The following is a 12,712-nucleotide window of genomic DNA, read 5'->3' on the forward strand; positions in this document are numbered from 1 at the left end:
CTCCGCCCCCCGGCGGACCGAGCACCGACGGTATGAGCCGCCGCGAACACGACACGAGCAGCGTGCGGATTACCCCGCCTGCTCCTTGGCGAGTTTCTTCGAGTCCGCGATGCGCTTGGGGTCTTCGATGTTCCGGGTCCCAGCGCCCTTGCTCGGGGTGATCTGCCATTCCCTGAGCGCCGCCGTGAACTGCTTGAGCCCCTTTGAATCAGGCGGGACGTCAAGGAAGTTCTGACGCCCCGTTCCGCGCGAATGAGGCGATGCGGAGGGCCACGCGGCCGACGGTGACTCCATGAAGTGAGGGGGGATCGTCGCAGGTCGCGGCCTGTGGCGGCGACAACGGTGGCGTTCGGAGCGGAAGTGCGCTGCGGACGCGACCGTGCAGCGAGGCTCTTCCCAGCCCTCGACAGCCAATTGGAAATAAACCTAACTAGCCCTTGACGGCTAACTGGAAGCAAACCTAACTTTCAATCACCACCCCCCGTGGAGCGCACCACGTCCATGGACCCCCCACCCCGGATTGTCATGTCCGCCTCATGAAGGGTCTGCCATGCCCTCATCGCTCCTCAAGAGACTGCGTCCCACCGCGGTCCTCGCCCTGGCCGGAGCTCTGTTCCTGGGCCTCGGTGTCACCGCCCAGGCCGGTGCCTCCGCTCCGGCCGTCGGCCAGGACCGCATCCCGCAGGCCGCCCGCGCGGCCGACACCCCGGTCAGCGTCAACGGCAAGGTCCGCGTCTGCGGCACCAAGCTCTGCAACGCCTCCGGTGTCCCGATCCAACTGCGTGGGATGAGCACCCACGGTACCCAGTGGTACGCCCAGTGCGTGACCGACGGCTCGCTGGACGCCCTCGCCAACGACTGGAACGGCGACATCCTCCGCGTTTCCACCTATGTGCAGGAGGGCGGCTACGAGACCGACCCGGCCAGGTTCACCGACCTCGCGAGCCGCATCGTCGACCAGGCCACCGCACGTGGCCTGTATGTGATCGTCGACTGGCACCAGCTCACCCCGGGCGACCCCAATGCCAACACCGCCCGGGCCCGCACCTTCTTCACCGAGATGGCTCGTCGCCATAAGGACAAGGTCAACGTCCTGTGGGAGATTGCCAACGAGCCGAACGGCGTCTCCTGGCCGCGGATCAAGAGCTACGCCGAGACCATCATCCCGGTGGTCCGGGCCCAGGACCCCGACGGCGTCGTCCTCGTCGGCACTCGCGCCTGGTCCTCACTCGGCGTCTCCGACGGCGCCAACGAGACCGAGGTTGTCAACAACCCGGTGAACGCCGGCAACATCATGTACACGTTCCACTTCTACGCCGCGTCCCACACATCGGAGTACCTGAACACGCTCTCCCGGGCCGCGGACCGCATCCCCATGTTCGTCACGGAGTTCGGCACCCAGAACTTCGCGGGTGAGGGCGCCAACGACTTCGCCCAGTCGCAGCAGTACATCGACCTGATGGCCCAGAAGAAGATCAGCTGGACCAACTGGAACTACTCGGACGACAACCGGTCCGGCGCCGTCTTCAAGACGGGTACCTGCGCACGCGGCCAGTGGACCGGCACCTCGGTCCTCAAGGAGGCCGGTGTCTGGATCCGCGACCGGATCCGCAGCGGCGGCTTCTAGGGCGTGTCTTCAAAGTCCCGCCTGGACCGCGCCCGCCCGGGGCCATCCCGGACGGTGGACCAAGAGGCCCTCTCCCAGACCGGGGAGAGGGCCTCGCCCGTATGCGCCATAACCAGGTGTGTCAGCCGAAAGCCGTTGCGTTGTGCCAACCGGCGTTGATCTGTGGGGACATCGCCGATCGGTCACCGTGATCGTCATGCTCCGGGTCGAACGGCGACGCCTTGACCATGTCGGTGAACTCATCGACGACAACCTCGAAGCTCAGGGCATCATCGACCACCTGCGCACCCTCACCAGTGCCGGACACCTCGTCGAACGCCCGAAGCTCAGGCAGCCTGAACCACCCGTTGACCCATAGGATGTGACTTGCTTGCGCTAAGCTGCCGTGTTGTGCTGGAGACGCGTCTCGACACTGCTCGGATCCGGGCGGCTCGCCAGGTGATCGACCCGGTTTTCCTCGACACACCGCTGTACCGCTGCGAGGCGCTGGAGCCCGACCTCGGGTGCTCGGTGAGCATCAAGCTCGAAACGGCGAACCCGGTGCGCAGCTTCAAGGCCCGCGGCACCGAGGTGGCCGCGAGCCTGCTCGCCGACAGTGGCTCGCGAGACGTGGTGTGCGCCAGCGCGGGCAACCTTGGCCAAGCCCTCGCTTGGTCCGGTCGCGGCCGGGGGCTGGAGGTGACCGTCGTGGCATCCCGCTCCGCGCCTGCGACCAAGCTTGACCGCATCCGCGCGTTGGGCGCCAGGTTGGAGCTGGTGGACGGCGACCACGAGATGGCTCGCGAGCGGGCGGCGGCCATCGCGCGGTACGACGGCATCCGGCTGCTCGAAGACAGCCTGGACATCGAGACCTGCGAGGGCGCGGCGACCATCGGCCTGGAACTGGTCGGCACCGTGCCGTCGTTCGACGCCGTCCTGATTGCTCTCGGCGGCGGGGCGCTGGCCACCGGTGTGGGTCATGTGGTGAAGGCCATGGCGCCCGAAGTCGATGTGATCTGCATCCAGCCGCTGGGCGCGCCGGCGCTGACACACTCGTGGCGCCAACGGCGCGTCGTCACCACCGACTCGACCAACACCATCGCTGACGGCGTCGCCGGCCGGCGTCCCATCCCGGCCGTCCTGGACGATCTCCTCCTGGTCGCCGACGACGCCGTTCTGGTCCAGGAGGCGTCGATCATCGCCGGTATGCGGATGCTCCTCGACCACGTCGGCCTCGTCGTCGAACCGTCGGCCGCGCTCGGCATCGCGGCGATCCTCGAAGATCGTGACCGCTTCGCCGGCCGACACGTAGTCACCATCGTGTGCGGCAGCAACGTCGACGTAGACGCCTATCACCGCTGGATCGGTGCGGCTCCCCTCCACAGGTCTTGACAGTTGCTCCCGAAGGGCTCACCTGCGGTCGTCAGCGGCTCACGCCGAGCCAAGAGAGCCGGCCCGGTCAGAGAGGCGTTCGCGACTTGATCTCCATCTCTATGGACGGCTTGAGCTTCCGGGTCTGTTGTATCGATGCGGGACTACCTCGCGGAGCTGTCCGAAGGTTCTGTGGACGAGTTTCCTGTCAAGGGCGTGGATCACCGCACCGATGGGCGCTGGTGTGTGGCCCAGTGTTCGGCGGCGGTGATGCCGAGCAGCACAACGTCGTGGTATCTGCCGGCGAAGAATTCATGCTGGCGAAGCCGTCCCTCCTCGACGAAGCCCAGCCTGCGGTAGAGGGCGAGGGAGGCGTCGTTGAAGGCGTAGACCTCCACCTCGCACTTGTTGTAGCGCTGTTCGGCGAACATATAGGTGAGGACGAGTTCGGTTGCCTCGGCTGCGTATCCCTTGTGGCGGTGATCGCGGATGATCTCGATACCGGTCTTGAATCGTCCCGCACGGCTGTCGGTCTCTCCGACTGTCACCGAGCCCGCGAATGCGTGGCCGGCCAGCACCTCGACTACCAGGCGGAATGCCTCACCCCCCGGCGGACGCCCAGCCCGCTCAGCAGTCCAGGAACGGAAACTCTCAGCAGAGCGCGGAGGGTCGACCAAGTCGGCGTTGCGGACATCGAGGGTGTTCTGGGCCATGTCACGAAAGCCCTCCCAGTCTTCGGGCTCGACACCTCGCAGGCGTACCTTCTCACCGGTCCACATGTCACTCATAGTGCCTACCACTTCAGTATCGGTTGCAGGCACTGACGGCCATGCACTTCAAATCTGCACACTAGGACCTGTCTTCAAAGTCCCGCCGGGCAGGCGGGACTTTGAAGACAGGTCCTAGCGGGGCGTCCAGCCAGGGTGGTAGGTGACGTGCAGGCGGGCCCAGGAGTTGTTGGCGTACCCCTTGGGGTTCCAGACGGTCGCCGCGGATTCCGGCTGTACGGCACCGATGGAGTCCCACGCGCGGGCGATGAGCTCCGTCTCGCCCGCGGGCGGGGTGAGTGTGGCGCGCCAGTGCTGCCACGTCCATGGATTTTCCGGTGCGTCCAGCTCGGCCTGGATCCAGGTGCTGCCGCCGTCGGGGGATACGTCCACTCGTGCCACGGTGCGGTCATCCCCGGCGAAGGCGTAGCCGGTGACTTCGGTCGGCCCGCAAGGGAGCTGGGCGTCTTTGTCGGGTTGCAGGATGGCGCAGTTGAGATCGATCGGGCCAAGGGTGATGCCGTCGCCCGGTTCGGCCTTCTGAGGGTCGGCTTCAGGAGGCAGGATGCTGTAGGCGGTTTGGAAGTAGTTGTCGGTCGGTTCGGCCTGGGCGGTGATGCGCTGAAGCCATTTGACGCTGCGGGCGCCGATCCAGCCCGGGACGACCACGCGCAGTGGTGCCCCGTGCGCGGTGGGCAGGGCTTGATCGTTCATCGCCCAGGCCAGGAGCACCTCGCTGGAGGTGGCCTTCACCGTCGGGATGGAGGCGCCGAAAGGCTGTGGTGTGTCGGGCTCCTCTGACACGTCGCTGCCGGTAAAGGCGATGTGGGCCGCTTCCGCCTGCAGTCCGGCCTCGGCCAGCACATCTGCCAGGCTCACCCCGCTCCAGCGTGCCGTGGAGGTGGTTCCGGGGCCCCAGGGGACCTGGCCGGGTATGTCGCGGAAGTCCATGAGATCGGCGCGGCGGTTACCCGCGCACTGCAGTGTGGCTACCACCTTCCGCTCGGGGAAGCGGCTCCGTAGTTCGTCCATTGACAGCTCCAGCGGGCGATCGACCAGGCCGTCCACCCGCAGCCGCCAGCTCGCCACGTCCATCCGGGGGATCGGCCCGTGATTGCGGCCGTAGAAGGTGTCCAGGGGGGTGATCTGACCCAGGAGCGCGCCCGGGGGTGGTTCGGCGTTGTACGGCTTCGCCTCATGCACCACCATATTGTCTTGCTTGCCCCATATGCCCATATATCTACTATGCTCGAATCTCCGTCACGCGGCACCCTTACCGTCCCGCTTCAGGTTCCGACTTCTACGCTTCAGGTTGCGACTTCTACGGTGGGACGGCTCTTTCATACGTCTCCAGGGCATGGGGCCGAGGTTGCCTTCGAGGACGGTCTGGATGATCCGGGGCCGGTCCCAGAGGGCCAGGAGTTCGTTGGCGATGGCCACGATGGGCAGGGGGTCCCGGTCGCCGTGCACCTTGATGGCAGCGGCCGACAGGCTGCGCGGGACGGCTCCCGCGTCGAGGACGACGCGCCATTCCTCCGGGCCGAGCTCCAAGAACTCCAGTGCGGTGGGCTCGGCGATCTCCAGGGGATCGGCGAGCGTGCCGGGGTAGGCGACAAGGGTCCGCAGGCGGGGCAGCTCGGTGACCGGGGAGAGGCTGAGTGGCGCACCCTGCCATACGCCGATGGACAGGACCTCCAGGCCGGGGTGTGCGGCGGCCTCGATGCCCGGCAGGCTTCGGAAATTGACGTGGGCCACGGCCGGCGGCTGGTCTCCGCCCCAGCCGCCACGTCGCCCGCCGCGCCGCTGGTTCATCACCAGTCGGTGAGCGAGTCGGCGACCAGGGAGGCGCCGATGTTCTCCTCGTGGCTGAGGATGATGATCTGCCCGGTGTGTCCGTGCGGGCCGGGTGTCAGATCGACCGCCAGCCGGTCGCCACCGCCGTTGTCCCCAAAGGCGATCCAGCCGGGTGAGCCGACCAGGCCCTGCACCGCCGCGTCAGGCGGGGTGACGACCGCTTCCATCGCCGCGAACTCCCAACGACAGTGGCGGGACGACGCGTCGGCGATGTACAGGTCGTCCAACGCGAAGAGCTCGCAGCCGACCGCCATGCTTTGACGTTCCGCTGCCTCGTAGTCGTCGCCCCAGTCCTCCCACCGTGATCGTGTCACCCGGTAGAGCACCTTGAGCTCCTCGGGCAGGGTGACGCCGAGGCGCGCTTCCGCGGCGGCGATCTCCGCCTCCGTCGCGCCGACGGCGGCGGGCAACCGCTCACGGAGCGTCCGCTCCAGCAATGCCGAATCCGCCGAAGGCGCCGGCACCGCCCCGGTCACCGGATCGGGGTCTGCCGTGGGGACTTCGCCCAGCGCTTCGCGCCTCACCTTTCGGTGGCGTGATTCACCTCGCTCGCGCGGTTCGGAGGGCAGGCGTCGTGGTGCTGTTCGTCAGTGAGGACAGGAGGCGGAGCGCTCGGGTGGCCAGGCCGCGCCACTGGGCGGGCTCACATCCGGGCGACCACGGTGCTTGTGCTGTACGGAGCCCAGGCCACCGGGGCGTACATGAGCATCACTCGGCCTTCCTGAACACCTCCGACATCCCGTCTCCCGTGTCATGGGCCAGTAGCCCCGGCGCGTCCGGCGCGATCAGGCCGACGCGCGTGGCCAGTTCCCGGCCGTGTACGTCGACGGCCGCCTCGATGAGGCCCGCGAGCGCGTCCAGCCCGGTCCGGGCGCGGGAACGGGCCACGGCCGCGCAGCCGACGGCGACCAGCGCGGCCGGCCACCACCAGCAGGCGAGCAGGGCGTAGCCCACGGCCCAGGCGGCGAGGCGGGCCGCGGCGCCGAAGGAGTCGCGGGCCGACTGGATCTGTCGTACGGCGGGTTCGGGGAGGATCAGCCACAGTCGCGGCCACAGGGCGGCGAGGTCCACGCCGTAGGCGGCCTCGACGCGGTCCGCCGTCGCCTGCATGCGGTCGCCGTACCAGGTGGGGCGTGTCGGTGCGCGCGGCGCGATGCGGTCGCGAGCCTCGGTGAGGGCTTGGATCCGTGCCCATGTGCTTCTCGGGATCGTCACCGCGCCATTCGCTCCGACACCGGTCGGGCCGGCGTGCGCGACGGCGTCCTCGACCTTCGCGTCCCTTTCCCTCCACCGTCGCTCCCGCCGCGCGGTGAGGGCACGAGAGAGCGGGTCCCGGCCGAACCGCAGCCAGTACTGCTCGATCGCAGTGCCGAGGAACTGCGCGGCGAGCGAGGCCGCGGCGGCGGTGAGCAGCACGAGTGCCACCAGAAGCGCGGCGGTGCCTGTCCGGTCCAGGGCGGGGCGGGCGGCGAGGTCGTCCAGAGTGCCGCGCAGCCGGTCGACGTCGTGCCAGTGGCGGTGGCCCAGGGTGGCGCCGACGGCTGTGACGGCGAGGAAGAGGGCGCCGGGCAGCACCAGCAGATTCAGCCAGCGTTCGGTGAGTTTGCCGCCCAGGGTGGCGAGGAGGGGATTCATGAGGTCAGCAGGCCGGAGGCGGTCACTGCCCGGGGTCCAGCCGGCCCTTGCGCATGCGTGCGCCGTTGACCCCGCAGTGGGGTGCGGGCAGCAGGTCGCGGGCCCGTTCGAGCCGGGTGCAGCGGGCCGGTCCCGGGCACACGGCCACCTTGATGTGTGTCGCGACGCCGGGAGTGGTGGCGCCTCGGGATTCGTTGAGCAGCCCGCCCGCGTCCCCGGCCACGCGCAACGCGTGGTCCAGGTCGTCGTAGCAGGCCGCCAGCACGGCGGCGTCCGCGCCCGACCGCAGCAGGTCCCGCGCGCGCTCGGCGGCCTCTTGGACCCCGGGCTGCCGCATGTCGTGCGACGAGCCGAGCAGGGAGCACAACGCCGCGGTCCGGTGCGCGAGTTCGGGACGATCAGGCGATACGGTCATGCTCCAAGTGTGCCGGAGAGCGGGCACTGTGTTGAGAGCGAGTCGCCGCGCTGCCGGAGCCGACAACAGGGGGAGTGGCAAGGTGAGGGACGACCGGGACCGGCTGGTACAGGCGATCCGTGCGCGCCTCGCACGGGCCGGGACCGCGGACGGGGGTGTGCACGGGGACGTGGTGTTCGGCCCCGAGGCGGATGCCGAAGTCCGAGTACTGCTCCGGACCGCCGACATCAGGACCGACCTGGAGGCCCGGCATGTGGCGGGCTGGCTCTGCATCGCTCGCGCGGCGGCTGCGCCCGGCACGCAGGGCAGCATCCACGGAAGCATGGCCGGAACCCTGCTCTTCCCCGTGTGGGTGGCCGATCCCGGGCTCGTGCCACCGCAGTTGGCGGCCGGCTATGAGTCCACCGACCCCGCGGACCGCCCCGACCCGGCGAACGCCGACGGTCCCGCCGAGTGGTCGGCCAACTGTGCCGCGGCCGTGGTCGCGGCGGAGGGCCGACAGCACCATCCGCCGCGCGACGCCCCCGAAGACGAACTTCGGCTGTACGAGCTGGCCGTGCGGGTGAGTGCCTCGCTACCCACGCGTGAGCTCCTGCTCGGAACGGCGGTAGGCATGGGCAGCCTCGCTGTCCTCGCGACGCCGGAGCACGACCCCACGTACGCGACCCGGATCGCCGATCTGACCCATGCGCTGTCCCTCGCCGGGCAGCACGGGCCGATGGTCGACGAAGGTCCTGACGCGGCGCTGCATCTCACGCACCGCACCCTCAAACGCGTTCCGGCCGACTCCCCCGACCGGCTGCTCACGCTGAGCAACCTGGGCATTCAATTCCTGGATCGATACCGGCAGTCGTACGACCCTGACGACCTGTACGAAGCGGTCGGGATCGCGCGCGACGTACTGGCCCAACTGCCCGCGCGCAGCCCGCATCTGGCCCATTGCCTCAGCGCCCTGGGCGGTGTGCTGCTGCCGCTGCGGCAGCGGGAGGGCGGCACGCCGGAGGAGTGCGACGAGGTGGTGGACCTGTTCCGCCGGGCCGCTCCCGACGATCCGAAGGGGCCGGCGGCGGCAGGTCTCAACCTGGGGCTCGGGCTCATCCTGCGGTACCAGCGCACCGGCCGGCCGCACGATCTGTACGAGGCGGTCGGCGTGCTGACGGGGGCTCTGGGCGCGTCCCGGGACCCGGAGCAGCGCACCGGCGTCCGCGGCGCCCTGGGCAACGCGCTGCGCGCCCGCTACGCGCTGACCGGTGATCCGGCCGATCTGGACGCGGCGATCACAGAGCTGTCCGCCGTGGTCGCCGCTTCCGCGGAGCTGACGTCCCGCACCGCGGCGCGGCTGATCGCCCCCGCGATGGCTTTGCACGCCCGCCATGCCCTTGATCTGGTGGGTAACAGTGCGGATCTGGCCGAGGCCCTGCGGCTGTTGCGGCGGGCCGAGCCCCTCCTGCCGCCGGGCCACCCGGAGCGGCCCGTGACGCTCGGCGATCTCGGGCTGGTACTGAGCACCAGCCACCAACGCACCGGAAACCCCGAGGAGTTGAACGAAGCGATCCTGGTCCTTCGAGAGGCGGTGGCGCTCACCTCCGAAGGGAACGAGATTCTCGGCGTGCGGCTGCTCAATCTCGGCATGGCTCTGGGCCTGCGCCACCAGCTGAACGAGGACGGCGAGGACCTGCGAGAGGCCCGGGAGTGCCGGCGCCGGGCCAGGGAACTACCCGGTCTCGGCCGCGCGCACCGCGCGGCGCTGCTCGGCTCGACGGCCATCAGTCGGATGACCGGATTCGAGCGTGCCGCCGACCCGGTCGCCCAACTCGACGAGGCGATCGGCCTCTTCAGGGAGGCACTCGCCCTCACCCCGGCGGACGACCTCCTGTCGCCGCGTCGACGCCACAATCTGGCCGTGGCCCTGATGTCCCGCTGCCTGGCGGCACAACGGCTCGCTGACGCCCGGGAGGCGCGTGAGCTGGCCGACGCGGTGATCGCCGCGCTGCCCGCGGACTCGCCCGAGCTGCCCGGAGCCCTGGTGGTGGCCGCCGGGGCCCGCCTGTCGAGCGTGGGCGCCGTGTTGTCGTCGGCGGTCCGGAACGAAGCGATCGCACTGTTCCGCCGGGCGGTCGAGGTCACCCCGCCCGGCCACGCGAAGCGCACACCGCGCCTGACGGCTCTCGGCAACGTCCTGCAAAACCGGGGGCTGCGCCGCCGGCGCCGTCGATCCGATCTGGTCCAGGCGGCCGAGGTGTTCCGGGAAGCGGCCCTGGAACGGCAGTGCGCTCCCTCCCAGCGCCTGGACGCCGCACGGGCCTGGGGCGCTGTCCGGGCGGAGCTCGGTGACTGGGCCGGCGCTCTGGACGGCTATGCGCTGGCGGTCGACCTGCTGCACTCCGTGGCACCCCGCCATCTCGTCCGCGACGACCAGGAGTTCCTGCTGAGCCGGACCGTCGGGCTGGGTGCCGAAGCGGCGGCCTGCGCGGTGCGCTGCGGCAGGCACGGGCTCGCGGTCGGACTGCTCGAACAGGCCAGGGGCGTGCTGCTCTCCCACGCCTTCGACGCCGACAGTGATCTGACCCGGCTCCGGGAGACGGCCCCGGAGCTCGCCGACCGCTTCGAAGAACTCCGGGATGCCCTGGACACGGCTACCGACAGCCGGGATCAGGCCTTCCTCGAAGAAGGGCCCCAGGGCGACGCGCACGGCTCTGACGCCCGCGCCGATCTGCGGCAGCGACTGGCCGCCGAGTGGCGGGAGCTGACCGGGCGGATCCGCATCGAGCATCCGGAACTCGGGCTGCTGCGGCCGGTGCGGGAGTGGGACGAGCGGGAACTGCGCGCGGCGGCCGCCGCGGGCCCGGTGGTACTGGTCAACGTCTCCTCGTACGGGAGCGACGCCCTGGTCGTCACCGAGCGCGCCATCGACGCCGTACCCCTCCCCGGACTGGACCCACGGACAACAGCGGCTCGCCGACAGGCCCTTCAAGACGCGCTGTTACGTATCGAGACGCCCGGAACCTCCCGCACCGAGTCCCTGCGCGCACAGCGAGTCGTCCGCGACACGCTCGTCTGGCTGTGGCGGGCGGCCACCGGACCGGTCCTCGGCCACCTGGACATCCCGGCCGCCAGCGCCGGACCGTTGCCCCGTATGTGGTGGTCGCCGGGCGGCGTCCTGGGCACCCTGCCGCTGCACGCCGCGACCCCCGAGGACGGCGTGCCCGGTGCGTTGGGCCGGGTCGTCTCCTCGTACACGCCGACTCTGCGGGCGCTGCACCACGCCAGGCAACGCGCCGCCCGCCCGGCGGGCACCGGTGCGCTCATCGTCGCCGTCGGCGAGGCCGCCGGTCTCGCACCGCTGCCCGCCGCGCGCCGTGAGGCCGAACACCTTGCGCGGCTGCTGCCCGGCTCCGAGGTGCTGACCGGCGCGTCCGCCACCCACGCCGCGGTGATCTCCGCTCTGCCCCGGCACGCGTACGCACACTTCGCCTGCCACGCCCTCGGGGACCTGGAGCGCCCGTCCGGCAGCCGGCTCGTCCTGCACGATCACGCCGAACGTCCACTGACCGTCCGCGACCTCGCCCGGCTGCGGCTGCCGTCGGTCCGGCTCGCCTACCTCTCCGCCTGCGCCACCCTGCGGACCAGCCCCGAACTCGCCGACGAGTCGGTCCACATCGTCAGCGCCCTCCAGATCGCGGGTTTCCCCCATGTCGTCGGATCGCTGTGGCACGTCGACGACACGATCGGAGCCGGTGTCGACCAGAGCGTGTACGAGGCCCTGAGCACGGGCGACGGCGCGCTGGATGTCGGCCGGACAGCCGAGGCCCTGCACTCCACGGTGTGCGCGCTGCGCGACACGTATCCCCAGACTCCGAGCCTGTGGGCCTGCCAGGTGCACGCGGGTCCCTAGTGCTAGCTAGGAGCTGGTCTTTCCTTTTCCCGAGCGGCGTCGCTCTCGGGATCTGTACGTTGACGGCTATGACGCCGTTCGTTTTCCGGCATGGTCAGGGGCCGTGGCCCGGGGGACTCACCCTGCCGCACGCCTACGCCGTCGCCGACCTCAGCCGCGCACCCCTGCGGATCGAGGCCGTCGAGTTGTTCGATGTCACCGCCAACGCGGAGGAGAAGACCATCACCTGGGAACCCATCGCCCCGCCGATCCCGCTCGGCGCTGACCTGTAATGCCGACCGAGCAGCCCTGACAGAGAGAGGGAAGTCGCATGGAGAACGACAATGCCGCCAAACTGGCGGTGCTCATCGATGCCGACAACGCCCAGCCCTCGATCATCGAGAACCTGTTGGCGGAAGTGGCGAAGTACGGGACAGCACATGTCAAGCGTGCCTACGGCGACTGGACCGGGACCTCGCTCAAGGGGTGGAAGGACCAGTTGCTCAAGCAGTCGATCCAGCCCATTCAGCAGTTCGCCTACACCACCGGGAAGAACGCAACCGACGCGGCCTTGGTGATCGACGCCATGGATCTGCTGTACACGGACCGCTTCGACGGCTTCTGTATCGTCTCCAGCGACAGCGACTTCACCCGCCTGGCCGCCAGGATCCGCGAGTCCGGCCTGACCGTCTACGGGTTCGGAGAACACAAAACGCCGAAACCCTTCGTCGCGGCGTGCGACAAGTTCATCTACACCGAGAACCTCACCTACACCGTGCGCACTCCGCGGCCTTCCGGCGCGATGTCGCACCAGACCTCGCAGATCGCGCAGGCTGCCGTGCGCAAGCTGGGGAACGCCGGGCTGGTGGACTTGCTGCGCAGCGTCGTGGACGCGGCCTCGGACGACGATGGCTGGGCCCACCTCGGGGCGGTCGGCAACATCGTCAGAAAGCGGCAGCCTGACTTCGATCCACGCAGTTACCGGTTCCCGAAGCTCATGCCCCTCATGGAAGCGACCGGTCTGTTCGATGTGGACAAACGCGACCCCGGTGACGGCAACCCGGCGGTCATATATGTGCGAATCCACCCTGATGACGAAGACCCGGCTTCACCTGCGCCGACGAGCGAGCAAGTCGGTACCCCGCCCAGCACGTAGCCGCGTCCGTCCCCCGGGCCGGGGAGTTGCCGCT

Annotated in this window: 11 protein-coding genes and 1 pseudogene; 5 read left to right on the plus strand and 7 right to left on the minus strand. The window is 69.7% G+C overall.

What is annotated here, in order from left to right; genetic code table 11:
• Window positions 1-69 precede the first annotated feature (69 nt).
• Entirely contained in the window at window positions 70-294 is a 225-nt protein-coding gene (locus tag ACIRQP_RS32940) for a hypothetical protein (protein WP_403896705.1), read from the minus strand.
• Window positions 295-550: 256 nt separating this feature from the next.
• Here ACIRQP_RS32940 and ACIRQP_RS32945 point away from each other — a divergent pair, with 256 nt between their 5' ends.
• Entirely contained in the window at window positions 551-1,627 is a 1,077-nt protein-coding gene (locus ACIRQP_RS32945) for a glycoside hydrolase family 5 protein (RefSeq protein WP_403896707.1), read from the plus strand.
• A gap of 121 nt (window positions 1,628-1,748) precedes the next feature.
• Here the strand turns inward: ACIRQP_RS32945 and ACIRQP_RS32950 are convergent, their stop codons facing one another.
• Window positions 1,749-1,907, minus strand: a complete 159-nt coding sequence (locus ACIRQP_RS32950) for a hypothetical protein (protein WP_403896710.1) — start codon at window positions 1,905-1,907, stop codon at window positions 1,749-1,751.
• 110 nt (window positions 1,908-2,017) lie between these two features.
• Between ACIRQP_RS32950 and ACIRQP_RS32955 the strand changes: the two genes are divergently transcribed.
• A complete protein-coding gene (locus tag ACIRQP_RS32955; protein ID WP_403896713.1) occupies window positions 2,018-2,998 on the plus strand; it encodes a threonine/serine dehydratase in 981 nt (326 codons plus the stop codon).
• Window positions 2,999-3,198: 200 nt separating this feature from the next.
• Here ACIRQP_RS32955 and ACIRQP_RS32960 read toward each other — a convergent pair whose 3' ends face one another.
• The 5 genes and pseudogenes from ACIRQP_RS32960 to ACIRQP_RS32980 all read right to left on the minus strand — a co-directional run bounded on the left by ACIRQP_RS32960 (window position 3,199) and on the right by ACIRQP_RS32980 (window position 7,648).
• On the minus strand, window positions 3,199-3,765 hold the full coding sequence (locus ACIRQP_RS32960) for a GNAT family N-acetyltransferase (protein WP_403896716.1): 567 nt from the start codon (window positions 3,763-3,765) through the stop codon (window positions 3,199-3,201).
• Window positions 3,766-3,879: 114 nt separating this feature from the next.
• Window positions 3,880-4,953: a sulfite oxidase gene (locus tag ACIRQP_RS32965; RefSeq protein ID WP_403896719.1), complete on the minus strand. Its 1,074-nt coding sequence runs from the start codon at window positions 4,951-4,953 to the stop codon at window positions 3,880-3,882.
• Between the two features lie 51 nt (window positions 4,954-5,004).
• A pseudogene (locus tag ACIRQP_RS32970) lies at window positions 5,005-6,083 on the minus strand (SMI1/KNR4 family protein); the annotation flags it as partial.
• A gap of 223 nt (window positions 6,084-6,306) precedes the next feature.
• Window positions 6,307-7,233, minus strand: coding sequence for a hypothetical protein (locus tag ACIRQP_RS32975; protein WP_403896722.1), 927 nt, complete (start codon window positions 7,231-7,233; stop codon window positions 6,307-6,309).
• A gap of 22 nt (window positions 7,234-7,255) precedes the next feature.
• Window positions 7,256-7,648 carry a hypothetical protein gene (locus ACIRQP_RS32980; RefSeq protein WP_403896725.1) on the minus strand — a complete coding sequence of 131 codons (393 nt, stop codon included), beginning with the start codon at window positions 7,646-7,648 and terminating at the stop codon, window positions 7,256-7,258.
• 82 nt (window positions 7,649-7,730) lie between these two features.
• On the opposite strand from ACIRQP_RS32980, the gene ACIRQP_RS32985 reads away from it, so the two are divergent.
• From ACIRQP_RS32985 to ACIRQP_RS32995, 3 genes are all read left to right on the plus strand, one after another.
• A complete protein-coding gene (locus tag ACIRQP_RS32985; RefSeq protein WP_403896727.1) occupies window positions 7,731-11,543 on the plus strand; it encodes a CHAT domain-containing protein in 3,813 nt (1,270 codons plus the stop codon).
• Between the two features lie 68 nt (window positions 11,544-11,611).
• Window positions 11,612-11,815: a hypothetical protein gene (locus ACIRQP_RS32990; protein ID WP_403896729.1), complete on the plus strand. Its 204-nt coding sequence runs from the start codon at window positions 11,612-11,614 to the stop codon at window positions 11,813-11,815.
• Between the two features lie 38 nt (window positions 11,816-11,853).
• The gene (locus tag ACIRQP_RS32995; protein WP_403896732.1) at window positions 11,854-12,678 is read left to right on the plus strand and encodes an NYN domain-containing protein; all 825 of its coding nucleotides are present in this window, start codon (window positions 11,854-11,856) and stop codon (window positions 12,676-12,678) included.
• Window positions 12,679-12,712 lie beyond the last annotated feature (34 nt).

Origin of the sequence: Streptomyces sp. NPDC102274, from assembly GCF_044766385.1 — a bacterium.
GTDB lineage: Bacteria > Actinomycetota > Actinomycetes > Streptomycetales > Streptomycetaceae > Streptomyces.

Bases quoted from the DNA above. Each gene is read 5' to 3' on its own strand.
- ACIRQP_RS32940 (WP_403896705.1), bottom strand. From the start codon at position 294: ATGGAGTCACCGTCGGCCGCGTGGCCCTCCGCATCGCCTCATTCGCGC.
- ACIRQP_RS32945 (WP_403896707.1), top strand. From the start codon at position 551: ATGCCCTCATCGCTCCTCAAGAGACTGCGTCCCACCGCGGTCCTCGCC.
- ACIRQP_RS32960 (WP_403896716.1), bottom strand. From the start codon at position 3,765: ATGAGTGACATGTGGACCGGTGAGAAGGTACGCCTGCGAGGTGTCGAG.
- ACIRQP_RS32965 (WP_403896719.1), bottom strand. From the start codon at position 4,953: ATGGTGGTGCATGAGGCGAAGCCGTACAACGCCGAACCACCCCCGGGC.
- ACIRQP_RS32975 (WP_403896722.1), bottom strand. From the start codon at position 7,233: ATGAATCCCCTCCTCGCCACCCTGGGCGGCAAACTCACCGAACGCTGG.
- ACIRQP_RS32980 (WP_403896725.1), bottom strand. From the start codon at position 7,648: ATGACCGTATCGCCTGATCGTCCCGAACTCGCGCACCGGACCGCGGCG.
- ACIRQP_RS32990 (WP_403896729.1), top strand. From the start codon at position 11,612: ATGACGCCGTTCGTTTTCCGGCATGGTCAGGGGCCGTGGCCCGGGGGA.
- ACIRQP_RS32995 (WP_403896732.1), top strand. From the start codon at position 11,854: ATGGAGAACGACAATGCCGCCAAACTGGCGGTGCTCATCGATGCCGAC.